This window comes from Paraglaciecola arctica BSs20135 (assembly GCF_000314995.1).
Classification (GTDB): domain Bacteria; phylum Pseudomonadota; class Gammaproteobacteria; order Enterobacterales; family Alteromonadaceae; genus Paraglaciecola; species Paraglaciecola arctica.
Map to the genome: position 1 here is coordinate 1 of NZ_BAEO01000009.1, position 26,141 is coordinate 26,141.

General features: G+C 39.9%; 20 protein-coding genes and 1 pseudogene. 4 read left to right on the plus strand and 17 right to left on the minus strand.

What is annotated here, in order from left to right; all coding sequences use genetic code 11:
• The 11 genes and pseudogenes from GARC_RS26650 to GARC_RS03100 form a co-directional block, all read right to left on the minus strand.
• A pseudogene (locus GARC_RS26650) lies at positions 1-152 on the minus strand (transposase); the annotation flags it as partial.
• A 192-nt stretch (positions 153-344) separates the two neighbouring features.
• Positions 345-1,148: a PEP-CTERM/exosortase system-associated acyltransferase gene (locus GARC_RS03055; RefSeq protein ID WP_007616597.1), complete on the minus strand. Its 804-nt coding sequence runs from the start codon at positions 1,146-1,148 to the stop codon at positions 345-347.
• Positions 1,149-1,932: 784 nt separating this feature from the next.
• Positions 1,933-2,676 carry a LytR/AlgR family response regulator transcription factor gene (locus GARC_RS03060; RefSeq protein WP_007616599.1) on the minus strand — a complete coding sequence of 248 codons (744 nt, stop codon included), beginning with the start codon at positions 2,674-2,676 and terminating at the stop codon, positions 1,933-1,935.
• A complete protein-coding gene (locus tag GARC_RS03065; protein WP_007616601.1) occupies positions 2,673-3,695 on the minus strand; it encodes a sensor histidine kinase in 1,023 nt (340 codons plus the stop codon). The genes GARC_RS03060 and GARC_RS03065 overlap by 4 nt, the downstream gene beginning before the upstream one ends.
• An 8-nt stretch (positions 3,696-3,703) precedes the next feature.
• A complete protein-coding gene (locus tag GARC_RS03070) occupies positions 3,704-4,474 on the minus strand; it encodes a hypothetical protein (RefSeq protein WP_007616602.1) in 771 nt (256 codons plus the stop codon).
• A 318-nt stretch (positions 4,475-4,792) separates the two neighbouring features.
• Positions 4,793-5,107: a DUF4156 domain-containing protein gene (locus GARC_RS03075; protein WP_007616604.1), complete on the minus strand. Its 315-nt coding sequence runs from the start codon at positions 5,105-5,107 to the stop codon at positions 4,793-4,795.
• 628 nt (positions 5,108-5,735) lie between these two features.
• Positions 5,736-6,497: an SDR family oxidoreductase gene (locus GARC_RS03080; protein WP_007616606.1), complete on the minus strand. Its 762-nt coding sequence runs from the start codon at positions 6,495-6,497 to the stop codon at positions 5,736-5,738.
• Positions 6,498-6,499: 2 nt separating this feature from the next.
• Positions 6,500-7,405: a 3-hydroxyisobutyrate dehydrogenase gene (gene mmsB, locus GARC_RS03085; RefSeq protein WP_007616609.1), complete on the minus strand. Its 906-nt coding sequence runs from the start codon at positions 7,403-7,405 to the stop codon at positions 6,500-6,502.
• A gap of 9 nt (positions 7,406-7,414) precedes the next feature.
• Entirely contained in the window at positions 7,415-8,569 is a 1,155-nt protein-coding gene (locus GARC_RS03090; protein ID WP_007616610.1) for an enoyl-CoA hydratase/isomerase family protein, read from the minus strand.
• Between the two features lie 33 nt (positions 8,570-8,602).
• Positions 8,603-9,760, minus strand: coding sequence for an acyl-CoA dehydrogenase family protein (locus GARC_RS03095; RefSeq protein ID WP_007616611.1), 1,158 nt, complete (start codon positions 9,758-9,760; stop codon positions 8,603-8,605).
• An 8-nt stretch (positions 9,761-9,768) separates the two neighbouring features.
• On the minus strand, positions 9,769-11,265 hold the full coding sequence (locus GARC_RS03100) for a CoA-acylating methylmalonate-semialdehyde dehydrogenase (RefSeq protein ID WP_007616612.1): 1,497 nt from the start codon (positions 11,263-11,265) through the stop codon (positions 9,769-9,771).
• Between the two features lie 221 nt (positions 11,266-11,486).
• Between GARC_RS03100 and GARC_RS03105 the strand changes: the two genes are divergently transcribed.
• Positions 11,487-13,196 carry a response regulator gene (locus GARC_RS03105; RefSeq protein ID WP_052151456.1) on the plus strand — a complete coding sequence of 570 codons (1,710 nt, stop codon included), beginning with the start codon at positions 11,487-11,489 and terminating at the stop codon, positions 13,194-13,196.
• A gap of 122 nt (positions 13,197-13,318) precedes the next feature.
• The gene (locus GARC_RS03110) at positions 13,319-14,254 is read left to right on the plus strand and encodes a type 2 periplasmic-binding domain-containing protein (RefSeq protein WP_007616615.1); all 936 of its coding nucleotides are present in this window, start codon (positions 13,319-13,321) and stop codon (positions 14,252-14,254) included.
• A gap of 154 nt (positions 14,255-14,408) precedes the next feature.
• Here the strand turns inward: GARC_RS03110 and GARC_RS25810 are convergent, their stop codons facing one another.
• The 4 genes from GARC_RS25810 to GARC_RS25815 all read right to left on the minus strand — a co-directional run bounded on the left by GARC_RS25810 (position 14,409) and on the right by GARC_RS25815 (position 19,591).
• The gene (locus tag GARC_RS25810; protein ID WP_007616617.1) at positions 14,409-15,095 is read right to left on the minus strand and encodes a hypothetical protein; all 687 of its coding nucleotides are present in this window, start codon (positions 15,093-15,095) and stop codon (positions 14,409-14,411) included.
• Positions 15,092-16,660, minus strand: coding sequence for a choice-of-anchor Q domain-containing protein (locus tag GARC_RS03120; protein ID WP_007616619.1), 1,569 nt, complete (start codon positions 16,658-16,660; stop codon positions 15,092-15,094). The genes GARC_RS25810 and GARC_RS03120 overlap by 4 nt, the downstream gene beginning before the upstream one ends.
• Before the next feature lie 359 nt (positions 16,661-17,019).
• A complete protein-coding gene (locus GARC_RS03125; RefSeq protein ID WP_007616622.1) occupies positions 17,020-17,823 on the minus strand; it encodes a tetratricopeptide repeat protein in 804 nt (267 codons plus the stop codon).
• Entirely contained in the window at positions 17,810-19,591 is a 1,782-nt protein-coding gene (locus tag GARC_RS25815) for a serine/threonine-protein kinase (RefSeq protein WP_007616623.1), read from the minus strand. The genes GARC_RS03125 and GARC_RS25815 overlap by 14 nt, the downstream gene beginning before the upstream one ends.
• 198 nt (positions 19,592-19,789) lie before the next feature.
• Here GARC_RS25815 and GARC_RS03135 point away from each other — a divergent pair, with 198 nt between their 5' ends.
• Both GARC_RS03135 and GARC_RS03140 read left to right on the plus strand, forming a co-directional pair.
• The gene (locus GARC_RS03135) at positions 19,790-20,359 is read left to right on the plus strand and encodes an ECF-type sigma factor (RefSeq protein WP_007616624.1); all 570 of its coding nucleotides are present in this window, start codon (positions 19,790-19,792) and stop codon (positions 20,357-20,359) included.
• 134 nt (positions 20,360-20,493) lie between these two features.
• Positions 20,494-20,883, plus strand: a complete 390-nt coding sequence (locus tag GARC_RS03140; RefSeq protein ID WP_007616626.1) for a type 2 periplasmic-binding domain-containing protein — start codon at positions 20,494-20,496, stop codon at positions 20,881-20,883.
• A 78-nt stretch (positions 20,884-20,961) separates the two neighbouring features.
• On the opposite strand, the gene GARC_RS25820 is transcribed toward GARC_RS03140, so the two are convergent.
• Positions 20,962-24,576 carry an EAL domain-containing protein gene (locus GARC_RS25820; protein WP_007616628.1) on the minus strand — a complete coding sequence of 1,205 codons (3,615 nt, stop codon included), beginning with the start codon at positions 24,574-24,576 and terminating at the stop codon, positions 20,962-20,964.
• A 424-nt stretch (positions 24,577-25,000) separates the two neighbouring features.
• Positions 25,001-26,140: an acyl-CoA dehydrogenase family protein gene (locus GARC_RS03150; RefSeq protein ID WP_007616630.1), complete on the minus strand. Its 1,140-nt coding sequence runs from the start codon at positions 26,138-26,140 to the stop codon at positions 25,001-25,003.
• Between the last annotated feature and the right edge of the window lies 1 nt (position 26,141).

The window sequence follows — 26,141 nt, forward strand, 5'->3', positions numbered from 1 at the left end:
AACCGCTCTTCAACCCATCCACGGCGATGTTCATAACTCTGGCCTGAATAACTATCCACACCGCACAAAAAAGAGCGCCGTACACAACGGGAAACACAATGGTAATAAGGAGTATCCGATAAACAAATTTGACTGCTACGTGGCTGGGGCATGACATCAATCCTTTGATTTATTTCCTATTCAAAGCCTAGCTTGTCTTTTTATTTAGTCAAATTGTTATGGGTGGCTTGGTAAACTTCTTGGTAAACTCTGTAAACTTTGTTATGGGTGGCTTGGTAAACTTTTGTTATGGGTGGCTTGGTAAACTTGCTCTTGGTAAACCTGGTAAACCATCCCACAGTTTTTTATCCATGATTTAATGTGAGGCGTATGTGTTTCAACATTAATTTGATGCCTGGCGAGAGGTTTTCCATCAGTAATTCAGGGTTGATATAATACGGAGCTCTTTTGCCGTGGTATTCGATTACAGGGCCGATTTGTTCAAATTCTATACCAATGAACTTCATGCTGCGTGCAAGTCTGGGCTCCATCATCACAAAAGTATGTTTTATTTGATTCTCCATTACTAATGAAGCAGCAGATAAATAAAGCCCAATCGCAATAAAGGGGAAACATCTTAGTTCGTTTACAGAATAAGTATGTTGATTGATAACCCCAGTTGATGCGCCACTATATTTATCCATTTTACGACGCCTAAATTCATTTGGAACAGCCAAGCGTGATATCTCACAAATCTCATGAGGTTTAAAATCATTAGGGTTTATTTTTCCAGGGGAAATAGAGTTTAAGCAGTACTTTTGAATCGGTATAGTTTGACCGTTGGTTTCTGGCCTTACAACTCTGACTGTCCCTGCATAGTTGTGAGTGGGTAAATGCTGTATGAGGCAGTGAAACGAATAATCATCAAAGTCATCTTTTTCGATTTTAGCTGGATTTTCTGCTTCAAATTTTAATTCTTCGCAATAAACACCATGGCGAATACGGTAAGCTTCGTCTTTAAGTAAAGGACTGGTGGCCAAAACAGGTGAAAGGTAAGTTGCAAAATGTCGGGATACCGTTTTAAGTTCATTATTAACCGCAATATTCATTACTTTTTTTATTAGCGGGCCAATTATGGGTTTATTGGAATATTTTTTTAAATTTTTCACGTTTTTGGAATCGTAACCATTTTTTTAGCTTCCGTATCAACACTGTTTAGTCTTTTAGGAATGAATTCTAGAGCAGTTTTACAACCAATTTCATACAAAGATTCTTTCTCTTGAATAGACATGTTAAAAGCAACGGGGAAAGCTTCCCAGTATTAACGATTATAGTGTTTTTCCAATATTGATCATGTACATATTCTCTAGACATTGACTTCATAAACGCTCTAATCAACATCATCACACATTGCACTAAGGGTAACCAACTTTATTTGAATGCTTTGCCTGTTACTTGGTCGCTTTTTAATCTGAAGTGCCAGTTAATAAAGACACCCAATCACAGTCTAATCAACAAGCATAAAGTGATGGGTATATTCCTCTATGGGGTTTTAAGAAATAAGATATTCAGGCCGATTGGGGATTTGGCTTATTAATGCAACTAAATGATTCAGCCAATTCAAATTTTAGACAACGCTATTGAGCACAGGTTGTGCTGGTAGCTTTGAAAGTGTGTGCGCTGAGTTTAGGCCGCTCTATAATAGGGCTGTTATGATGCTCTATGTAACCAGCTTTATCTTGTCGAATACAACGGCTGGATTTAGCAAAACAGTCATAAACGTAAATATCGCCTTTATTGGTCCAAGAAACTCCAGGCTTTCTACTACAGCCCAATTCTAAAAATAAAGCAGTTTAAAGACCTATTACATGCCGAAATCAGGATGTACCTAATAGCCGTATCTTTGCACTTGCATGTTAAACAGACAGCATACTTCAGCGCTATATACAGAGCTTAGCGATCTAACCACTTCTTGAATTGCGCCGTGCGGGTTTTACTAGTGATAAGCGGCTGGTCTAAAACATTAGTCGATACAGCGAGGGTATCTTTGCCATAATTCTCAAATGCACAGATATAATCCAGATTGATTAAGTCACTGCGGTTTAAACGAAAAAATTGTTTAGGATCCAATTGTTGTTCAAGTTCTGAAATTGAGTTCCCCGTCAGCATATGATGTTGGCCACTTTTATCGTATGCAGAAATCACCCCGGATGTCGCGCGTAGACATACTATATCCTCGGTTCTTAACACTTCAATTGCCTGTGCGTTACGCAGCAAAAACCGGCTTTTATAGGGAGTACCGTTATCAACCAGAATCGTTTTTTTAGAACTCGAAAAATTGATTTTTAATTGTTCATAGCTGAGCATGGCCTGTGAAAAACGCTTGTAGGAAAAGGGCTTGAGCAAGTATTCAATACCTTGGTTTTGAAAGGCCTGAGCCCAATGATGGTCATAAGAGGTGGTATAGATCACCGGGCAGGGTAAATCGAGGGAGTTTAAGGCACTAAACACTTGTCCGTCGAGTAATTCGATATCTGAAAAAATCAGATCCAACTGTTGTTCAGATGCAAAAAAAGCCAATACATCCGAAGTTTTATCGAACTGAGCAACGATAGTCGCATCAGTGAAATACCGGGTAATGAAACCTATCAGTTTTTGCTTTGCTAGGGGTTCATCTTCAATTACCACAACTCTCATACTGCTTCCTTTTGCTTACATAGAGGCAAAATCAGCTCAAAATGGTCAGGTGTGTGCTCCACCTTTAACGGTTGGTTAAATATCGTATTGCAGCGAGATTGCAAGTTTGTGATCCCTAACCGAGTGGATTCCTGTTTGAACTCTTTCTCGTTTATCTTATTAAAAATACGTAACTGATTTTCCTCAATGGTTATCTTGATAACTAAGGGATCCGCTTTATCGCCCTGGTTGTGCTTAATTGCGTTTTCTATCGCTAGTTGCAAGGAACAAGGCAACACTTTGCTGCTTAGATCGGCAGCGGGCATAGTAGTCACCTCTAAAGTGTAGGCCTTGTCAAAGCGTGTGCTTATCAAATCCATATAGTTTGTGGCAAAGGCTAGTTCTTGTTTTAACGAGACCAATGTATGATCTTTATGCTGCAAAATGTAGCGGTAAATATCGCAAAACGTATTGAGATATTCATCCGCATCATCTGGATCTTGTTGAATAAGCGCTGATAACACATTGAGGTTATTAAATAAAAAGTGAGGGTCGATATGCTGCTGCAATGTTTTTACCTGACTTTCGAGTAGTGATTTTTCCGTTTGTTGTAAGGCAATCCCTTGCTGTTTTATCTGTTCAAAAACCTTAAATGCGAGGGTAAATCCCCCGACAATAGTGTGCAAAATAAACTGCATACTGATTAGCGAGAGTATATGGGCCAGAGTGATAGTTTGAATACCAATTGCCAACTCAAGGACGCAAATTAATCCGGTTACTACTAGTGTAAAGCTTGCATTGCTGCACAGAAATACACGAATATAGCTATTGGTATCGGTGATTTTCTGCCGTCGCGTCTGAAAAAACTCAAACCAACGTAACGTTATCCATTGGGCAATAAAGCATTGAATTGCCATCCACACGGGGGCATCAAAATGCCACTGAATGGCCTCCCCCGGTTTGACTTGCAATTGGGCGGAATACAACACCATAAACAAAGAAAACAGGCAAATGATAAAAAAATTAGTTAACTTGTTCATGGTGTGTCTTATTGCTTTTTAGCTTGGCTGGTATCAGGCAAGCGCATAATAACGTTTCCTTCCTCATCTAAAAACTCTAATTTTGCATCGCCTTCTTTGCTCACAAGCAGTTGGATACGTTTATTGCCCTGTGCATCATTTAAGCGCAGTTGAGAGCTCCCATTTAAGGTGCCGTAAAAGGCTCGCCGCGCGGCTCCTTTATTTTCCGCAATGATTAGTGTTTCAAGCTCGGCCATTTTTCCATTGTCACCTTCTGCCTGGGCTTTGGTAAACGCATTGCTTAACTCAAAGTCCATATCCCTACTAGGCCTGTCCATAATGGTTAAGCCAGTAATCATGAAGTCTTCTTGCTCTATATGCTGCATCATCATGGTTTGATCTTGGTTGTAGCGATCAAACGACATGTGCAGCCCATGACTTACTTTTTCATTCTCTTTTTTTCCTCTGAATATCAGACCGCCATTTTCTGTGCCTTCATCATTATAAAAAATCATTCCAGGACGGGCTCCATTAGAACGGAACACCTCTTTGCCATATTGTTCAACGGCTGGGGCTTTATCTGAATTTGCAAGTACCATGCGGTTAAGACCATTTGTTTCAATAATATTAATACGCTGAACCGATATTTCTTCGAATGTGGCGACATTAGTTGTGTTTTGGGAATTGCCCAGCGCCACATAACTACCAAGCGCCAAGATACTAACGCCGAACGCATAGTTGATTAGTTTTTGTGTTTTCAGTTGCTTAGCTAATACCGTCTGTTGAGTTGTTTGTGTCATTTTCCCATCCTCTAAATCATCCATTCTAATATGTGTTATTCGTGGCCGTAGCTCTTTGGTATGAGGCTAAAGTAGCGCAGAGATAATCATGGAAATATACAAACCCCATAAGCGGGGGGAAAACCCGAATAAAGAGAAGAAACGACGGTTTGAAATGGTTTTCAGGTGGTGTACTTCTACCTTGAAGCAGGGGATGATTTGCTACTTTTAAAGATGGGGGGCTTTTCTATTTAATATAACTTGTAATTGATGCCGTTCTAACACCAAGTTATAAGGCAGATGGCTGCTCCTGCCAAGTATCCAACTTCAAATTTCTTGTTATATTCCTTCACCAAAATTACATATAAGTACTTCACCTGTAGCTGTTGCGCCTTGAATAGTGGAATCTAGATTAAGGATTTTTATAGCATTCCCGCCGAGAATAGCAGCTTTATTTCGAAGTTCATTTAAAGCATTTTCGGATTCATGACCAGCCGTAGCGCCAAGAGTGTCAAACGCAGATGCGGTTCCTAGAAATTTGCAATTAGATTGCTGATTACTTTCTACAATCCTGACGCTTTGTCCTTTTACAGTTAAAGTTGTTGTACAACCAAACACTAAAAACATAGTTACTAATATTATTAATACTCTCATTTATTTACTTCCTCGTTGTAAAATTGATCAATTCAGAACATAACAATTTTTCGACGACATAACGTTGTGTTTAAACACGAAATTATGTCGCATATAATTAAGACCATATTTTTACACGGTCTCTACGTGCTTCTTTTATAAACACTTTTCTACATACAAGCAAAGAATACTTGTGGCGATACCCCACAATGTCGACGATCGGCTGTTATTGGACACACAACCAATCACTGAATATAAAGCCAGATACTTAATTTCAATTAAGTATCTAAATATTAGTCGGAAAAGCCGATGCTTTTGATTTACCCTCGACTCAAAGCTCGCCACTAAATTACTCATTTTTGTAGGTCAATCGCCATGGACAGGCGATTGAGTAATGCCTCGTCGGGAACGAATCATTACGACCTGCAAAAATGGATAGTTTAGTGAATGAAGAGCTTTGCCCTCGAGCGGCTTTCTTTGCTTACTTTCTTGAGCTGTAGCAAGAAAGTAAGTCGCACAAAAGGGATTCTGTGAGAAACCTGCTAGGGATGGCAGTGCCCGCTAGGGCATAAAAAGCCATCGACTAATGATGGCTACATTACCTATTTACAATCACTGAAAGTGATGACTAAAAGTATTTAAATAAAACCTAAACCCGTGTCCCCCCATCCAACTCCAAAGTCCTACCCGTAAAATACTCATTCTCAAAAATAAACTTAGCCGCATGGGCCAATTCTTCCACTTCGGCTAAACGCTGCGCAGGAATACTTTTGATAAACATTTCACGCATTTCAGGGCGCATTTGTGCGGCCATAGCAGTCTCGACTAAGCCAGGTGCGATACACCCAGTGCGAATACCAAAACGGGCGAGCTCTTTGCTCCATGATACTGTCATAGTGGCGACTGCCGCTTTGGATGCTGAGTAGTTAGTTTGACCGGCATTACCTGCACGAGATACAGAGGAGATATTCACTATCACTCCTTTGCTTTTGGTTTCGACCATTTGAACGGCGGCTTCGCGGCTACACAAAAAGGTGCCTGTGACATTTACATCCAGTACAGATTGGAATTGCTCTAGTGGCATTTTACTTACGATCTTACCTTCTTTCACTTTAAGTAACATGCCATCACGCATGATGCCTGCGCTATTAATTAAACCGTTAATTTGTCCAAAATCCGCAGCCACTTTTGCAAAGGTGGCTTCCACTTGTTGTTCGTCGGTGACATTAACTGCGTAACCATTAGCTTTTACGCCTAACTTTTCGATTTCGGCAGCGGCCGCTTCAACGGCTTCGGTTTGCATATCTAACAAGGCAATATGTGCGCCTTGTTTGGCAAATTCTTCAGCCATTGCTTTGCCCAAACCTTGGGCTGCGCCTGTGATAACAATCACTTTATTTTGTAAATTCATTGCTACTTCTCTTGCTTGGAAAATAAATTAAAAATACTGGAAAAATCCAGTTGTCCGTTGCCTTGCTGACTGTGGATATTATATAAGCTTTGTGCGAGTGCTCCCATGGGTGTGAGAGATTGACTCTTAAGCCCAGCGTCCATTGCCAAGCCTAAGTCTTTCTTCATCAAATCCACCATAAAGCCACCTTGATAATCATTCGATGAAGGCACATTAGGCATCACATCAGGGCAGGGGTTATACAATTCTAAGGTCCAGTTTCTGCCAGAACTTTGCAACATAATGTCCGACATCACTTTAGGATCTAGGCCGTTATCAATCGCCATCTGTAGGGCTTCAGAGGTGCCTAACATCAAAACAGATAACAACATATTATTGCATATTTTAGCCACTTGACCGGCACCGTGGTCGCCAGCATGGAAGATGTTTTTGCCCATTGCCTGCAAAATCGGTAATGCTGTCGCGTAATCCTGCTCGTCACCACCCACAATAAAAGTCAGAGTACCCGCCATGGCACCACTGACCCCACCAGATACAGGAGCATCAATAAAATAGATGTTTTTTTCGGCCAGTTTATTGGCAACCGTTATTGAAGTCGATGCATCTATAGTGCTCGAATCAATCACCAAAGTACCAGCTTTTAACTGGTTAATTAGGCCGTTTTCACCAATGTAAAGTGACTCAACATGCTTACCTGCTGGCAACATGGATATCACTACATCGGCTCCCTGAACAACATCTGCTGCAGAATTGGCTGCAGTAGCCCCTGCTTGTTGTAGATTGTCCATAGCGGTTTGCACTAGGTCAAATACACTCACTGAAAAACCGGCTTTTAACAAGTTATGAGCCATAGGTGCGCCCATATTGCCCAAACCGATAAAGGCTATTTTAGGTAGTTTATTAGACATTTTATTCCCCTAACCTGCGTTTAGCTGTGCTAATGGATGAGAGTCTTGAGACCAAATATCAGCAAAAAAATAATCAATAGTAGCTTGCGGTACTTGTTCAACAGACTTATAGCGCCAATTGGGCTGATTATCTTTATCAATCATCAGCGCCCTTACCCCTTCTTGAAATTCACCAAACTCGCCACATTTACATGACAAACCTAACTCCATTTGAAAACATGCTGCTAAGCTCATACCCTTGCCTCTATGCAGTTGTTCAAAAACCAAATTTGCCGTGATAGGTGACCCCGCACTTAAAGTTTTTTGTGCTTTGTTTAACCATTTATTATCACCAGCATTGGCTGACATTATGTAGTCAACCGCTGCCACAACATCAGTTTGCGCGGCCAAAGTTGTTAACCACTGCTGATTTTCTTGAAGATTTCCCTGTGGCAATTGACCAAAATGTAGGGAGTGAAAATCATCACAAATACTGGTTAATGTTTGATGTAATAATTCCTCTTGCCAATTTGCGGATAATAATCTGGCAAAGAGTGTAGCTTTTGCATCTTGGGGTACAAAGTAGTCGGCCAAATGACTATACAAAGCATCGGTGGCATTGATGCTTGCACCTGTTAGTCCTAAAAACAAACCATTGCCCGCTGGCATTTGATTTAAAAAGTAGCTGCCGCCAACATCAGGGTATAATCCGATACTGATTTCGGGCATAGCAATACGCGAATTTTCAGTGACAACTCTGTGACTGCCACCACTCATCAAGCCTAAGCCGCCACCCATAATAATACCATTACCCCATATTAAGACAGGCTTGGAGAAAGTATGAATAAGGTAATCGAGTTGGTATTCTTCAGTGAAAAATTCCTGCAAGGCTAATTGATTAGCTGCCTCTGAGCTTTCTTTGTCGGCTTGCGAGGCCTGCATTGACTTATACATAGACACAATATCGCCACCCGCACAAAAAGCCCGCTCGCCACTTCCATCTAAAAACACCATAGCAATCTTAGGATCTTGCTGCCATTTTTCTAATTGAGGCGTTAGCAGTCTGATCATTTGCAAATCGAGAGCATTAAGTGCAGCAGCTTTGTTTAAGGTTGCATGGCCAATCTTAAAACCACACTCTGTGATTATTTCGTCGAAATAAACCACTGCATTTTCATTAGACATAAAATTCCTTACCTATATGAGGGGTCTTAAATCCTAAAGGATGTCACCAGCATTCTCTGCTAATAAACGTCTACCAATGATCATTCGCATAATTTCATTGGTACCTTCTAAAATTTGGTGTACTCGCACATCTCTTACATATCTTTCTAATGGATATTCTTTGATATAGCCATAACCACCGTGAATTTGTAATGCTTCATTACACACATTAAAACCCACATCGGTTGCAAAACGTTTTGCCATAGCGCAATAAGCGCTGCATTCAGAGTCTTGATTATCTAGTTTAAATGCGGCCAATCTAACCATTTGCCTCGCGGCCACTAGTTCGGTAGCCATATCTGCTAATTTAAATTGTAAGGCTTGAAATGCCGCTAATGGTTTGCCAAATTGGGTACGCTCTTGCATATAATTTTTGGCTGTTTGTAATGCCATTTGTGCAGTACCAATTGAGCAGGTAGCAATGTTGATGCGCCCGCCATCCAAGCCTTTCATGGCAAAGGTAAACCCCTGCCCTTCTTCACCCAATAAACAATCAGCCGATATACGCACATTGTCAAAGGTAATTAAACGAGTGGGTTGTGCATTCCAGCCCATTTTTTCTTCTGCCTTGCCATAGATCACACCTTCAGCATCGGCAGGAACCACAAAAGCAGAGATGCCTTTAGGGCCAGCTTCACCAGTACGCGCCATCACTACTAAGACATCAGTTTCACCGGCACCTGAAATGAACATCTTGGAACCGTTTAACAGGTATTCGCCCGCGTCTTTTTTGGCTGAAGTGCGCATTGCGGCGGCATCTGAGCCAGAGCCTGGTTCAGTTAAGCAATAAGAAGCGAGCTTTTCACCTGTGACTAGGCTTGGACACCACTTATCTTTAGCGGCTCTTGTTCCCCAAGTCGCGACCATCCAAGTAGCCATATTATGAATAGTCATCATGGCTGTGGTTGCGGTGCAGCCCATTGCTAGTTGTTCGAAAATAATCGAAGAGTCCAAGCGGCTTAAGCCCATGCCGCCTTCATCTTCAGGAGTATATAAACTACAAAACCCAAGCTCACCGGCTTTTTGGATCACCTCTTTGGGAAAAATATGCTCTCTATCCCACTTAGCCGCATTAGGTGCAAGTTCTTGCTCTGCAAATTGTTTAGCAGTTTCGGCAAAGGCAAGTTGGTCTTCGGTTAAATCAAAATTCATAACGCCACCTATTTCAATGAGATAGTCATATTGGGTCCTGAGGCAAGATCATCCTCAAACCAGCGAGCAGTCACGGTTTTAGTCTCGGTATAAAAACGCACAGCTTGTTTTCCGTAGGCGTGCAAGTCGCCATAAAATGAGTTTTTCCAACCCGTAAAAGAGAAAAACGGCAATGGCACAGGAATAGGTACATTGATACCCACCTGACCCACTTCAATTTCATGTTGATATTTACGTGCAGCAGCGCCACTGGCAGTAAATATAGAGGTGCCATTACCATAAGGGTTACGATTAACTAAAGCGATAGCCTCTTCTAAGGTATCTACTGCCATACAACATAACACTGGACCAAAAATTTCTTGTTGGTATATCACCATATCTTCTGTGACATCAGAAAATACCGTAGGTCCAACCCAGTTGCCGTCTTGGTAACCGTCTATATCCAACACAAAGTCAGAACCATCAAGCAAACAAGTTGCCCCTTCGTCTTTACCTTGTTGAATAAGCGATAACACTTTTTGTTTGGCTTGTGGGCTGATTAGCGGACCAAAACCGGCTGATTCATCATCCCATAATCCCGGTTGAACGGCCTTTAATAGCTCAGTTAGCTCAGCAATCCAGTCTTTGGTTTGACCTACAAATACCGCCACAGAAATAGCCATACAACGCTGGCCCGCAGCGCCCACAGAGGCACCTACCAGATTATTCAACACCTGCTGTTTATTAGCATCAGGCATGATCACCGAATGATTTTTAGCGCCAGCAAAACACTGCGCACGCTTCATGTTGTCAGTTGCAGTTTTATAAATATGTTGTCCTACGGGAACCGAACCAACAAAAGACACCGCCCTGATATCAGGGTCGACCAGCAGTTTATTCACTTGGTCTTTACCACCATGCACCACATTTAATACACCTTCTGGCGCGCCAGCTTGTACAAATAGCTCAGCTAGTTTCATTGGCGTTAATGGGTCTTGCTCAGATGGTTTAAGAATAAAAGTGTTGCCGCAAGCAATCGCCATAGGGAACATCCACAAGGGGATCATGGCTGGAAAATTAAAAGGGGTGATACCTAAACACACACCTAAAGGCTGAATATAACTATAGGTATCTATGCCCCTGGCCACATTTTCAGCGGTTTCGCCCATCATCATTGCTGGAATATTCATGGCTTGTTCGACTACTTCGATACCGCGCCATACATCCCCTTTAGCATCGGCAAAAGTTTTGCCGGTTTCACTGCTTAAAAGTGTAGCAAGCTCATCATGATGCTCCTTAAGAAGTTGTTGGTAACGCATCATCACTCTTGCTCTTTCTGACGCTGGCACTTCTTTCCAGGTTTCAAAAGCAGCTTTAGCGCTTGCTACAGCCAAAGCTAATTCTGCGTCAGTAGTGCAAGTCAACTCAGCAATAACTTTATTATTGGCAGGGTTAGTCACTGCTATGTTTGGTAACGAAGACGACACTATCAATTCGCCATTGATCAAGGACGGAACAAGCTGCATAAATAATCCTAAATTGTTTATATTTTACGAGGCTAACAAATTTTTACCTTTACGTTAACGTAAAGCAAACAATTTAGTTTTTAGATAAGTGTTTCGTTAGCTATACAAGCTTAAACTTTGCATTTAAGTGGGACTATGTACATTGACCTAAAAAAATTAATTATTTTTATCTCCTGTGCCTGCTATGCTGCTGATTATGTGTAGAAAAATAGTCCATTTATATGTCACTTGCTAAAATTAAAGTCGCCGTTGTGGAAGACAATGGCATGGCTCGCACCAATATCCGCAATCATTTATTGGATATGGGGTTTGGACAAATTAGCTGTTTCAGCAATGGTCGAGAACTAAAAGCTAATTTAAAAGGTCAGAAGTTGGATCTTTTATTGATGGACTTTCACCTTGGCCAAAATAAAAACGGCGTAGAGGTATTACAAGACTTACAAAAGCAGAAACAAATCACCCACACGACTTGTGTGATGTTTATTACCTCTGATCGACTGCCACTAATTATCGGCCAAATTGTTGACGTGCATCCTGAAGCTTTAGTAGTTAAGCCTTATACCATACGTAATTTGGTTAAGAATATTTCTAACTGTCTTGCCCTACATCAATATTTAATGCCTGTTTTTGAAATGATGGATGATGACAATTACCCACAAGCATTAGTGGTACTAGATCACCTAATAGAAGAAAATGCCCAACCGAAGAAAAAAAGTGCACTGATCAAATTGCGCGCTAGGTTATTAACCAAATTAAGTCGTTTTTCTGAAGCAGCTGATCTTTACCGCAGTATTTTGGAACGCTCAGACAAAGTCATATGGGCAAAATGGGGACTGATCCAAAATTTATTTTTAGATGATCATGTAGAAGAAAGTGAAACCTTATTACACGAATTGACTCGGTCAGAACTCACCAACGACAAAGCTTGTGAGTGGCTAGCACGTATCAGCGTCAGCAATAATCAATACAGTAAAGCCGAAAACTATATGCATCAAATTCGCGAAGGCGAGTTATCTATTCCTGCTGCTCGTTTAAAATCCTATATATATCAAGCACAAGAGCGGGGCCACGAAGCTATCGCTTTACTAGAAAAAAAGCGCGAATCTAATCGTTCAATTCGCGAACGTTACGATGAAATATCCCTCGATCTCGCTCGTTGTTATATAACTGAAGCCGAACTAAGATCTAATACCCAACGCACTTCAGATTTAAAAGTCGCGAAATTTTTAATTGGAGCGGCAGGCAGAAAACTATCAGATCCTAGTTTAACCATTCGAAAGGATTACATGTTTGCGAATATCGCGTTTTTGGAAGGTAATCTGGTCAAAGCCAATGAAATTTTATCTCGCCCAGGTATGAGTGAACTACAAGACGCTGAAATATCCACTATCACCGATGCTGTTCAAGCATGGCGAAATACAGGTGATACCGAAAAAGCCAAAGAATTTTTAAAGCTTAGCCAAGAAAAACTGAGAGACATTAATGACGGTAATGAAAAAACTGTCTCAAGCATGTTGGTTGCTAAGGGCGAAGATGCTATTGGTGAAAGAAGGCCGCAAGCCCTTGAATTTAATAAAATTGGGTTGCAAAAATACACGTTCAAAAATTATATCGAAGCAACTGAGGACTTCTATAACGCTTATTTACTATTCCCACGAGAGCTGGCTTTTAGCCTCAACTTGTTACAGGGTTTAGTACATGCAGAGCTACTTTCCTACAAAAAAGTGAACACTTTGGAATTTTTAACAGAATTGCAAAACCGTGAACTTAATGAAGGCAATCAAAAACGTTTGGATGATATAGTCAGTCGTATTACCAAGAAAAAAGACGTATTTTTTCTTGCCAGTGAAACAGAGGGTCAAGCAAGCAATGATGATGAAAATAAGAAAAGAACACAGCGCATTGTTACCCCAGCTAAACCAAACCATTAAAAAGATAAAAACTCAGGAAAACTACAAACAATACTTGATAGTCATGGGGTTGGATTACAAATTTACTGAATTGCTCTACTCGAGTTATCCTCATTTGCTGTTGTTTTGAATGGGAAGTAAAGATGTTCAGAAAAAACATAATCGGCGTTATTATTTTAATATTTTTTTCTTTCCCAACTATTGCTAAAACTAATGAAAACAATGTGATAGCTCCCAAAACTACAACTAAACTGGTTAGCTTCGGGCTTAACTTAGATGGTTTTGAAGACGCCCTCTTAGCCCAAATACTGTCATACCAAAAAGCAGATGTCTTGATTTCACGTTATCCACGTTGGATACCCGGAGTACGCGCCTTTCAGATAATGGCTAAACATCAAGGTATCGACATAGTCTGGGGCAGCGCAACTAAAGAGCGATTCAATACATATCTCCCGGTAAAAGCTCCAATCTATAAGGGTTTAATTGGCTGGCGTTTAGCATTTGTGACACAAGCCAAACAACAGATTTTTGCTGATGTGAGTACACTTGATGAGTTACGCGCATTTAATCCCGGGCAACGTCTCAATTGGGCTGATTACAAAATTTATAAAGAAAATGGTTTTACTATCGCATCGGGTTCCAGCCGCAGAGCGCTAGCTGAAATGTTATTACTAGACCGTTTCGACTTTTTCCCACGTGGGGTCATTGAGATCGAAATGGAACAGCGTGAATATACTAATATGAGTATTGTCCTCGATCCTCATCTACTCATTCGATACAAATCCGCATTTGTTTTTTATGTTGCTAAAGATAATCTTGAATTAGCTAAAATCTTAACTGAAGGTCTGCACAAAGCCAAAGCAGACGGTTCGTTTGATAGGTTGTTTGAACATCATTTTAAAGCATTATTTGAACGTTTAGATTTACCTAATCGCAGAATTATTGAATTGAATAACGCCCTATTACCGAAAGAGATGTTAAATATAGAAGAGCATTTATGGATTTCCCCAAAAACCTTACTCGATACAATACCACCTCCAAGAGTATCTGATCATAAAAACACGGGCTTTGCCCAATAGTTGGCGAATAGGTTTCTCACAGAATTTGTGTGACGAAATAATAAAAAGTGAAGCTTATAAAAAAGCCCAAATCGTTTTACGACTTGGGCTTTTCCTATTTGAGTAACGAATATTTTACTTAGCCGGAACTCTGGTTTATTTAGCCACGGGGATTTCAGTGCGCAAGATGTTTTATTACCCGATACCGTAAATACCGATTAGTGGCTTCGAGTATTTCAATCTTGGCGCCTTTGTAGCCAATAACGTTGGATTCATTTAGGTCATACTCAACATTGTTTGAATAGTGAGTGGCATTGGATTGATGACTAAACTCCCGATAAGCGAATAGCACTTTATTACCTACCATACCGTTATAAATTAAGGATTTTTGAATACTATTCAGATGCAGTAATTCTAAGGTTGTTAAATTGAAGTCATCATCATCATCACACAAATCTCGAACAGAATTATTTCTCAAACATAAATCGCCAGTGTCTCTTTCTCTTTTGATGGCGTCAACCCAGCCCAAACATAACCCACCAGCTATATAGAAATGACCACCATCACGAGTCTTAGGTGCAGGTGAGTAATAATCGAAATCACTGTCTGTAGAGGTTTTTATGTACCAACCTGCAGTGGCATTGTGGCAACCAAAATTTCTTGAAAGCTCCTGACGTAACTCGATGGCATCGAAGGTATAATAAGTCGCTTGAAGTAATATGTTATCACCTATATTGGCCGTGGCAGTTTCGCCTTCCTGAGGCGTATTGATGGGTGTTACAACGGGATCCACCCGATGATAATTACTAGAACACCCCATAACAATGAAGGTCATCAGTATTAGAAGCATGATTTGTTTCATGAGAAAATCCTGTAGCTATTACTACGACATGAGCTGACAATGTTGAAAAGCAATATTGTGCTTAAGACTATTAGCAACAGCCATAAAGATCCGCCACCACCGCTATTGTCAGTTGTCCCACCACCACAGTTATTGCAGTTAGTGCTTACCTGAAATTCAAATGCGCCTATGTCCATATTGGCACCTTGTACTCTTGCATAGCCGTTACCACGTTGATCAAAAGTATAATCCGCAACTCTGTCATCTTTGGGCTGTGCATGACGTTTTCCCGCATCAATTAATGGGCTGCCTGCTTGTAAAGCGTGAGTTTGTGTTTGACCTTTGTTATCTGTCAACGGCGCAAACATTGGATCAATCTCCGTTAGCACACTTCCTATTGCAGAAGAGTGCTCAACAAAATCCACACCTTGAATACTACCGATCATTGAATAACTAGCTGTTATTTTCCCACCATAAATGTCCGTACGAAAATTAGTGCCACTGGGACTCGCATGATTTCCTGCAATCACACTATTTGCCATTGATACTGGATAGATACTTCTGTAAGTCAAAATTCTTAGCCCGCCACCTTCACCGGCAAAGTTGTTAGTTATTGTGGTGGATTGCAAAAATAAAGGGGCATGTTCTGAAGCACCTCTTATTCCACTTTGGGATGTAAGGTAAAGACCTCCGCCCTGATGATATGCAGAATTACCGCTAAGTGTTGAATTACTAATACTGATATTGATAGTTTGACTAGCACTAATTGCGCCTCCACTTCCTGATTGAGTTGCGTTATCGCTAAGCTCACTATTGGTAATGATAAGATTCGGCTCTGTTGTGAAACCACCTTCGATATAAATCGCACCACCATCCAAAAGGAATCTAGAATTATCCTTGCCCACCACTCTATTTTCACTTAATGCACAGTGGTCAATAATAATTTTATCGTCATCTTCTAACCTGGCGTAAATAGCGCCACCGCGAAATTCTGATTGAAATTGCTGTATTCGACAATGAGTGAGTTTTAGGTTGCCATTCTCTATAGCTATGGCTGCTCCACTCCCATTAATCAGCGTATTACCTTGACCTGATAAAGTAAGGTCATCTAAATATATATTGGCATTAACGCCTCTAATTAAGCGGCCAGTCCGTTCAATTGTTATTCTTGCCACTTTTAGCCCAAGCTGCTTAATTTCAAACTCAACCCTGTTTCCTGCTTGACCTTCAACAGCAAATAACTCTCTCATGCTTAGTGCTGCAGGTGAAAAACTAACTGTTCCTTGAAAAGTACCTGAACCATCAATCAGTAAGTCATCAGTTACTTTCAGTGTTCTAGAAATTTTAATGTTTTGCGCCGACCCAAATATTGACCGATCAAACACAATGGTATCTTTCCCAGCCAATATGTTGGCATCATCAACGGCTTGCGCAAGACTTCCAGGCCCAAATGGCTCAGTGTTGGTTACTGTTATTTCAGCAGCCCAAGAGGTGATATTTAATGTGAACAGAATAACAAGTATTAACATTTTAGCTGAGGCTAACAAAGTCTCGGTAGTAAAACGTTTGTGATTTAAATTGATCATTTCCTTCTCCTAAAAAACAATGTGATTGAGCACCTTTGTGAAGTACTTATTGTTAATAGCGAGAGATAGTTGGAAATTTGCCCAAACCTTTTCAATTAATTTAAGAGATAGAATTTATTCAGCTAGCGATAGCTGTAAATCATTTAATACTCTCTGTGTGCATGTAGGATTGGGTTTCATTTAAAGTGGACCTGTTGACACTTCATGAAGCCATTGAGCTGTTAGCCGAACATGATGCACGTAAGGCACTGCTGATATAACTTCAGTATATTGTAGGCTTAAACTTCGAAGAAATGGCTTTGGTGAATGGATTGTCTTCAAGCTCTATTTAGCGAGAACTAGGTTTTTCACCGGTCTTGTTAGGGATTATTATGTGCTTCTAGAATGTTATTTAATCTTAGCTTTATTCTTGTGGGTATTTCCTTTCTAGAAACAACAGATTGTACTTTTTGAATATATACCTTGGATGCATCTTTATTGTTTAGCTTAATATAAGAATGTGCAATATCTAGAGCACTATCCATTACTAAGGGATGCGACTGATCGAATAGGCGATTTAGTAAATCATTACTTTTTTGATAGTGCTCAAGAGATTTTACTGCCAAACCTTGTGCTTCATAATACATGGCTCTTACGGAAAGTGCCTTTGCAAGTGATTCATGTTCTTCGTTAGCATAATAAACTCTGTATATTTTATCCGCTCTATCCAGAGATTTTACCGCCAAATTATTTTGCCCAGCCAATATTTGCAATTTTGCCAGCAAAACTAAATTGTGTCCTACGTCCACTGCTTCGATACCCAATTTTTCTTCATTGATCCTAAGTGCCCGTTTTATTTTTTGGGTTGCACTAGAAAACTCTCCCATCAACAACTCTAATTCGGCGATGCTGGAAAGATCGATAGCAACATCAATATGCTCTGGACCAAAAAAAGCTTCGTCAAAATCCAATGCTTGTTGAAAAAATTTAAGCGCTTTTTGTTTGTTAAATGAAGTATCGATTATTAACGTTCCCATGAAATTATAAATAGCTGAAAAAATCACATCTTTTTCGTCAAATACCTCCACCGCGTCCTTGATCACTTGAGATTCCACCTCTAATGCCCTGTAATATTCTCCATTTAAATGAAGAATAATGGCTAAATTATGGTTAGCGATAACCACAGCGCGCGCCTCTTCTGGATATTTTTTTAAAATTGGCTAAAGATTGAGAATATAAGTCAATTGCTTCTTCATATTCGCCGAGATCAGACAATGATCCTGCAAGCATATCCAATACATATGCATGGGTATTTTTACCAAAATAATTAGATTGCTCGATTAATTCTACTGTCTCTCTAAGAACCTCAATACTTTCGGCAGTCCTTTTTTGAGTAGACCGCAAGAAACCTAGCAGCCATAAAATATCAATTTTATCTTCAATAGTTCCCTTCCCTGTTTTGTGAATGGTTAAAGCATCATCAAGAAATGTATTGGCAGTTTCATATTCACCCAGTTTTATGTAGCTTTCACTCATATCACTGAGAAATTTAGCTTTCTTTGAATTGGGGATCGCTGAATTGTTCTTGATTAGTGCAGCACCATTATCAAGAATTTCTTTTACTGTTATTCGATTATTCCCCGCCTTGTAAAATATACTAGACATAAAAACAAACAATTCCTCAGCTGCATCTTTGTGTGCGACATACTTAAAATGCTGAGCAACTGCGAACCAAGAGGAAACCCCTATACTGACTATAAATAACGTTGCCAACATGACACCGCTAGCATGTCGCTTGAGATATTTTTTAAGGTAATAGAGATTGCTACTTTTCTGTGCTTGAACGGGTTTGTTATCCAAGTATCGTTTTATATCCTCGTACATGGCATCCACAGAAATGTATCGTCGTTCACTTTCTTCATTTAGTGTTTTGAGCACAATGGCATCCAAATCACCTTTAAGTGCTTTATATATTTTTATATCACTACTGCTTAACCCTTTAGATTCTTTTTGTCTCTTTTTGAACGTTTGACTAGGCGCAATAGGTAACACATCAAATTGATTCTGATCAGTAATATCGCCGTTTTTAAAAGGCATGCCACCACTTAGCAAATAGTGCAGTAATACGCCTAACGAATAAATGTCGCTCGATGTGGTAATCGCTTCTCCTTTTATTTGCTCAGGACTCGCAAAAGCGGGGGTTAATGGCCGGTTTCCAATTTGGGTTATTTCGCCCTGTTGTTTGCCAGTGTTGACATTAATAGCTTTAGCGATACCAAAATCCAGTAATTTAGGAATGCCGGAGCGAGTGACTAATATATTGGAAGGTTTAATATCTCTATGCACAATAAGATTACGATGTGCATAACTAACGGCTTCGCAGACTTTTTGGAATAAAGTTAAGCGTTGTTTGATTGATAGTTGCCTATTTTCACAATATTCGTCAATAGGCTCACCTTCAACATATTCCATAATTAAATACGGCACACCATCATTTGTCGCTCCGCCATCGTAAAGTTGAGCGATATAAGGGTGATGCATTCGTGCAAAAATTTGCCGTTCGTTGTCAAAGGCCTGTTGCATTTGTGAAGACGCCAGCATACCGCTGAGTATTTTAATCGCGACAGTTTGTTCAAAATTGTCATCATCACGCTCACCTAAAAATACTACCCCCATTCCGCCGCTGGCAATTTCTGCGGTAATTTTAAATGCGCCAAAGGTTTTACCTATCCACAGGGGCTTGTCTTTTTGCATATCATCAAAAGTGGCGTTAAGGGCGGAATGTATAAAGTTATTGGTATGTTTATCGTTCGCTAATAATGTAATAAGTTCACGATGTAGATTCGGGTCTGATTCAGAAAGCTGTAGAAGGTATTGTTGCTGTAAATCCGCTGGCAGCGAAATCGCGTGTTCAAATGCATTTTGCAATCTAGATAATGTATCGCTGGCCATGCTTGATCACTAAGTTTATATATGTCCTTGAATGAACAAATAATAGGCGCTTTAGATCCAAGCTTCTAGAACATTTTATATCTTGGAGATTTTAATATATTCAAAAAGAGTGAGTTGTTATGGCTTATCGCATTCAATCACAAACCGGTTTATAGTGGATTTGACATGATTTCACCTAATAGGCGTCACTGAATAACCATGCAAAAGGGATCCAACATTACGCAGTTACTTCACCAGTTTGGTAGTGGTGATAAAATGGTGTTGCAGCAGTTATCGCCATTGATTTATAAAGAACTAAAAAACATTGCAGGCCGGTTGTTTAATCACGAATCATCAGACCATACCTTGCAACCAACTGCATTAGTGAATGAAGCTTTTATAAAACTAATTGATGTTAATGTTAGCTGGCAAGATCGTGCTCATTTTTATGCACTGGCAGCACGCATGATGCGCCGCATGTTGGTTGATCACGCTAAAGCAAAAACGGCAGCTAAACGGGGAGGCAGTGGTAAAGACATAACCTTCAATACTTGTGTTGAAGATAACAATAGTTCGATGGGCATATCGATAGAAATGTTGTCCTTGGATGACGCTATAGAGGCCCTAGCAGCAAAGGACAGCCGTAAAGCTCAGCTCATAGAATTACAATATTTTGCGGGTTTAAATTTTGCTGAAATGGCACTTGTCACAGGGTTATCGACTAGTACTATAGATCGCGAACTGCGCTTCTCAAGGGCATTGCTTAAAACCTACTTAACTGATAATTAAGCACCTATCCACGTTGGATACTCGGAGTTCGCGCATTTAATCCCGGGCAACGTCTCAATTGGGCTGATTACAAAATTTATAAAGAAAATGGTTTTACTATTGCATCGGGTTCCAGCCGCAGAGCGCTAGCTGAAATGTTATTACTAGACCGTTTCGACTTTTTCCCACGTGGGGTCATTGAGATCGAAATGGAACAGCGTGAATATACTAATATGAGTATTGTCCTCGATCCTCATCTACTCATTCGATACAAATCCGCATATGTTTTTTATGTTGCTAAAGATAATCTTGAATTAGCGAAAATCTTAACTGAAGGACTGCACAAAGCCAAAGCAGACGGTTCGTTTGATAGGTTATTTGAACATCATTTTAAAACACTGTTTGAACGTTTGGATTTACCTAATCGCAGGATCATTCAATTGAATAATTCATTATTACCGCAAGAGATGTTAGATATAGATGAACATTTTTGGATTACCCCAAAAGACCTGCTCGAAAAATCGCCTTCTAAAGGATCAAGTTAATAAAAGTTCAAATTGCATAACGAGATACTAATATCAATCCGTATAAATAATCATTTTACGTAAGTGAATACCATTAATTTAAGTGCTTAATGTCGCTATGACCTTATTAATAACACCAACAGCCAACTCGAATTCAACTAAATCAGCACGTGCAGCTTGTATATTTCCTGATTGATACTGACGCTGCATTTGTTGAGCAATAGTATGGATATCATGATGGGCTTGTTCAAGTTGCAACATGTATTCCTTTTCAAATAACTGTTCTTGCGTTTTCAGACGGATCCAGTTACCACAATGACACATTTTACTATCAAGAATAGGCCAGGGTGCAACGTCATCTGGTGGTGCTACAATTTTTCTACTCAGACTTTGTTGCCACTGCAAAGTAATAAGTTTGAATATCTCGAGGCTATTTTCTTGGTTATTAAGAGATTTATTGCCACAAAGAAGCCATTTTTCATTAGGAATATAGCTATTTAGCCACTGACATACCGCTGAAGCAGGCATAGGTTTTGCTATTCCATAACCTTGAGCTAGCTCACAGCCCATAAGGATTAACATAAGGCCATGATTAGTTGTTTCTACGCCTTCCGCAATAACTTCGCGGTTAAATGATTTTGTCAAAGAAATCACTCCATCAATGATGGAATAGTCACTTGGATCATCCAACATGTCTCTAACGAAACTTTGATCAATTTTAATTGTATTAACAGGTAAACTTCTTAGATGGGTCAACGAAGAGTAACCCGTACCAAAATCATCCAAAGAAGCGCTAACGCCTAATAGGTTTTGGCATGTCTCGATAATATGCGTAATTGCATTTAAATCACCTAAAGCAGAGCTTTCCAATATTTCTAATTGTAAACATCGAGGATCGATATTTGGATGTGCGGCTAAGGACTTTTCAAGGGCAACAAAAAAGGAGGATGACAGTAAATGGTTTGATGAAATATTAACACTAACTTCCACTTCAACACCTTGCTGTTGCCAATCATCAAGTTGCTGTAACGCCTCATTAATAACCCATTCTCCTATCCTACTTTCTAATGGTGAGCCATCGATATAGGGTAAGAAATTTAGTGGAGGGATCAGTCCTTTTTCAGGATGGAACCAACGTATTAAGGCTTCAACCCCAAACACCTCGCCAGTTACCATGTTAACTTTAGGCTGATAGTACAATTGAAATTCACTATTCACTAAAGCTTGTTCAATTTCCTCTAGTTGCAGATTCTTTTGAATAATACGTTGGTCTAAATCAGGATTATACAATTGAGAACGATGTTTCCCTGACAGTTTAGATTTGTACATCGCTTGGTCCGCATGACGTAATAGAGTATCTATATCGCCATTGTCTGATGGATATAAAGTCACACCACTAGAGGCAGTAATATCATGTTGAACCCCATCAATAAAATAAGGTAGTGCCAACGCTTGATGAATGCGCTGCATAGTTATTTCATATTGTGATGCTGATTCAATATCATTAAGTAATATTGCAAACTCATCTCCACCTTGGCGAGACAGAGTATCTTCTTCTCTAATACAGCCAGTGATGCGCTCTGCCACTTCAATTAATAAACGATCTCCAGCCTCATGCCCATAAGTATCATTTACGGGTTTAAAATCGTCTAAGTCAAGAAAACACACCGCGAGTTTATGCCCCGTACGTTTACTATGGGCAATAGCTTGATGAAAGCGATCTATAAATAAGGACCTATTAGGTAAATGAGTGAGTACATCATAATGAGCCATCAAATTTAGTTTATCTTGCTGCTGTTTGATACTCGTAATGTCAGAAAAAACAGCGACATAATGAGTCACTTCATCATGCTCATTGGTTAATGAGGATATGTTGAGTAATTCAGAATATAATTCTCCCTGTTTTGTCCTATTCCATACTTCGCCTTGCCAGTGACCTTGTTCAGTGATCGACTTCCACATCTGTGAATAAAACTGTGGGCTTTGTTTGCCAGAGCTTAAAATTCTGGGTGACTCCCCAATAATCTCATCATGGCTATAACCGGTAATTTTGACGAAGGCGGGGTTAACATCAACAATGACCTGTTGCGCGTCTGTAACCATAATACCTTCATGGGTATCACTAAATACTCGAGAGGATAATTTAAGTGTTTCTTCAGCTTTCTTACGTAGACTAATATCCTGAACAACCACAATATAGTTCAGGGGATGCGTTCCAATTTCCCAAGTAGGAGACATTGTCAGTTTAACCCAGATAGTATGACCATCTTTGTGCAGATAACGTTTTTCTATAGTGACTTCACGTTGTTGACCGCTGAGTATTTTTTCACGGTTTTCAACACTCATAAGTAAGTCATCTGGATGGGTAAATACTTTAAAGTGCGTTTCATTTAACATCTCATCCACACTGTAACCGAGCATATCGCAAAATCGCTGATTAATGCGAATGAACGTCCCTTTCGCTGCACTTATCAACCCAACGCCAATTGCCGCTTGTTCAAAAATACTACGAAATAGTTGTTCACTAGCCACCAAAGACTCTTTCGATTCAGCTTCATTTGTAACATCTCGAATAACACAAATAAGCTGACCATTATGAGAAATTTTGTTCAGACGAGCGTCAAAATGCATAACTTTGTTACTAATAATCAACTCATATTTAAAAATAATCGTTTTTCCTGAATGTACTACCTCATCCACTGTTGATTGGTATAGCTGTGCAATCTTTTCGGGAAAAACATCTTGAATTCGTTTACCAATAAAATCATTGGTTTTTGTATGCAGATCATCTTCATTTGGCGCGCGATAATCTAGAATGGTCCCATCATGCGTCATACGAAAATAAATATCGGGTAAGGCGTTAAATAAGCTTTCTAGCTCAGCACTATGGCGTAATTTATTTATCTCAGCTTGTTTTAATTCAGTAACATCTTGTATTGTTCCTGCTCTTAAATTGGCTTGCCCTGTTGAATCAATCGCATGGCCACTTGTAGTCAAAACCCAACGTATTTCACCGTCATTACGGCGAATTTGACATTCAATACTACAATCTGTTTTATTCTTTATTGCTTGTTGAAATTTCTTGTCGACAGTGGCTCGTTCTTCAGGGATGACATGCTCAAGAAACATCTCGTAGGTCCACTGAGGTCGCAATGAATCGTAACCAAATATTTGATCGTGTGTTAGGGAACAATGAGCAGTGTTGTCAATATGATTAAATTCCCAACTACCAATATGGCACTGTTCCAGAATATCTTCTAACCTGCTGGCACTTTCTTGTATCTTTCTTTCTTTGAGACAACGTTTTGTAGTATCGATAGACTGAATAATATAGCCCGAGAGTTGACTCTTATTGGATGCGTAGATGGCAGTGATAGATGTTTCAGCATAATGAATCGGACCGCCCTCAGTCTGAAAAACATCTTCAGTAATTAAAGCTTCTTGCAGGTTTGAAGCGTCAACTAATCGTTGTTTCCAAATATCGCCCCATTCAGGAAAATCACACCAAGCTGGCGAATGCCAGAAAGGCTTTCCGATATAATCTTCTCGGGTAACACCTTGAGATGTTAACGCAAATTCGTTTACGTCTAATACTTTACCTTCAGGAGTAAGTATCGCCATAAATTGCGATTGCTGGTTAAAAAATACTTTAAATAGCTGTTCAAAATCATTGAAAGCCTGAAAAGTGGATGAATTTACAGCGTTTAATTTCATCCTGTTCCTAATACAAACATAAAAATATCTAAAGTCACTTTGAAGTATGTTGAGTTTTTCATTTTGGTGAGGAATATATACTATTGAATGGGGCATAGACAACAGCGTTAGTGCACAAACCATGACTTTAACAGGGTGTTAACAATTTCTTTATCTTAGATATGAAAACTGATTTAACTACATAAATTGTGATTGAAGTCGCAGTGACCGTTACCAACTATAACTCCCGATCGTGTCTACTTTGTCGCAGTAATTAACATAGGATAATAAAACCGCTTTATAAGCAAAAAAAAAACACCTACCGAATTGGCAAGTGTTTCTAGATGGTTACTGAAACTCACTTCAGATTAGATTATCAGTTCTGGCACTCTTATCAGATAAAGTCATCAGACTATGTCTTCAAACCAAGTGCCTAAATCAGATATCAGTCAGAATAAGAGAGTTTGTTAAATTTTTTCTGCTGAAAATCTGCATCACCAAAAGTGGTGTTGATCATCATTAAGCGCTTCACATAATGACCTACATCAAGCTCATCAGTCAGACCCATGCCACCATGTAATTGAATGGCTTCATCGCCAATCAATTTACCGTTACGACCAATCATCACTTTTAATGCAGCAATATTTTTAGCCAGATCCTCTGCGCCACTTTCAGCGGCACACACGGCACGATACAACATGGATTTGGCTTGCTCACCAGCCATAAACATATCCACCATACGATGTTGCAGAGCCTGAAAACTGCTAATGGCCACACCAAATTGTTGTCTTGTTTTAGTGTATTCAATAGTAGTAGTGGTCAGCTTTTGCATGATCCCCAAAGCTTCAGCACCCAAAGCAATAATAACATCGCTTACTATGGCTTCAATAAGTGGGTAACCTTGATCAACATCACCCAAAACATGGTCAGCGGCAACACGAACATCCGTAAGTTTGATGTTAGCAACCACTTGCCCATCCATCAGGCGGTAAGTAGTACGTTCCACACCTGGTGCGTCAGTATCAATCAGGAATAAGGTAATCCCGGCTTCATCACACTGTTCACCAGAAGTTCTCGCAGAAACCACAACTTTATTGGCTGCAGCGCCATTAGAAACAACCGTCTTTTCGCCGTTAAGGACAAACTCATTGCCGTCACGTTTAGCTTGTGTTTTCACGTCAGCCAATTCAAAACGACTCTGACGTTCTAAGTAGGCAAAGCCACCTTGTAATGAACCGTCGATAATTTTTTCGATATTGGCTTCTTGTAAGGCAGCGTTACCACTTTTATTCAGCAATCCGCCAAACATTAATACGGTAGCGATAAAGGGCTCCACAACTAAACCTTTACCCATCTCTTCCATTACGGCCATAACGTCGGTCGCACCGCCGCCAAAACCACCATGAGCTTCATCAAAGGGAATGGAAAGCCAGCCAAGATCGGCAAAGGTCTGCCAGTTTTTAGGATTAAAACCTAATTCGCTCGCAGCATTAGCGCGGCGACTTTCAAAGTCATATTGGTCTTGCACAAAGCGTGTGACGCTGTATTTGAGCATATTTTGTTCTTCGGATAAATTAAAATTCATG

What these genes read in the sequence shown, in the direction of transcription:
- GARC_RS03060 (WP_007616599.1), bottom strand. Translation starts at nt 2,676, where the DNA reads ATGAGAGTTGTGGTAATTGAAGATGAACCCCTAGCAAAGCAAAAACTG.
- GARC_RS03065 (WP_007616601.1), bottom strand. Translation starts at nt 3,695, where the DNA reads ATGAACAAGTTAACTAATTTTTTTATCATTTGCCTGTTTTCTTTGTTT.
- GARC_RS03070 (WP_007616602.1), bottom strand. Translation starts at nt 4,474, where the DNA reads ATGACACAAACAACTCAACAGACGGTATTAGCTAAGCAACTGAAAACA.
- GARC_RS03075 (WP_007616604.1), bottom strand. Translation starts at nt 5,107, where the DNA reads ATGAGAGTATTAATAATATTAGTAACTATGTTTTTAGTGTTTGGTTGT.
- GARC_RS03080 (WP_007616606.1), bottom strand. Translation starts at nt 6,497, where the DNA reads ATGAATTTACAAAATAAAGTGATTGTTATCACAGGCGCAGCCCAAGGT.
- mmsB (WP_007616609.1), bottom strand. Translation starts at nt 7,405, where the DNA reads ATGTCTAATAAACTACCTAAAATAGCCTTTATCGGTTTGGGCAATATG.
- GARC_RS03090 (WP_007616610.1), bottom strand. Translation starts at nt 8,569, where the DNA reads ATGTCTAATGAAAATGCAGTGGTTTATTTCGACGAAATAATCACAGAG.
- GARC_RS03095 (WP_007616611.1), bottom strand. Translation starts at nt 9,760, where the DNA reads ATGAATTTTGATTTAACCGAAGACCAACTTGCCTTTGCCGAAACTGCT.
- GARC_RS03100 (WP_007616612.1), bottom strand. Translation starts at nt 11,265, where the DNA reads ATGCAGCTTGTTCCGTCCTTGATCAATGGCGAATTGATAGTGTCGTCT.
- GARC_RS03105 (WP_052151456.1), top strand. Translation starts at nt 11,487, where the DNA reads ATGTCACTTGCTAAAATTAAAGTCGCCGTTGTGGAAGACAATGGCATG.
- GARC_RS03110 (WP_007616615.1), top strand. Translation starts at nt 13,319, where the DNA reads ATGTTCAGAAAAAACATAATCGGCGTTATTATTTTAATATTTTTTTCT.
- GARC_RS25810 (WP_007616617.1), bottom strand. Translation starts at nt 15,095, where the DNA reads ATGAAACAAATCATGCTTCTAATACTGATGACCTTCATTGTTATGGGG.
- GARC_RS03120 (WP_007616619.1), bottom strand. Translation starts at nt 16,660, where the DNA reads ATGATCAATTTAAATCACAAACGTTTTACTACCGAGACTTTGTTAGCC.
- GARC_RS25815 (WP_007616623.1), bottom strand. Translation starts at nt 19,591, where the DNA reads ATGGCCAGCGATACATTATCTAGATTGCAAAATGCATTTGAACACGCG.
- GARC_RS03135 (WP_007616624.1), top strand. Translation starts at nt 19,790, where the DNA reads ATGCAAAAGGGATCCAACATTACGCAGTTACTTCACCAGTTTGGTAGT.
- GARC_RS03140 (WP_007616626.1), top strand. Translation starts at nt 20,494, where the DNA reads ATGTTATTACTAGACCGTTTCGACTTTTTCCCACGTGGGGTCATTGAG.
- GARC_RS25820 (WP_007616628.1), bottom strand. Translation starts at nt 24,576, where the DNA reads ATGAAATTAAACGCTGTAAATTCATCCACTTTTCAGGCTTTCAATGAT.
- GARC_RS03150 (WP_007616630.1), bottom strand. Translation starts at nt 26,140, where the DNA reads ATGAATTTTAATTTATCCGAAGAACAAAATATGCTCAAATACAGCGTC.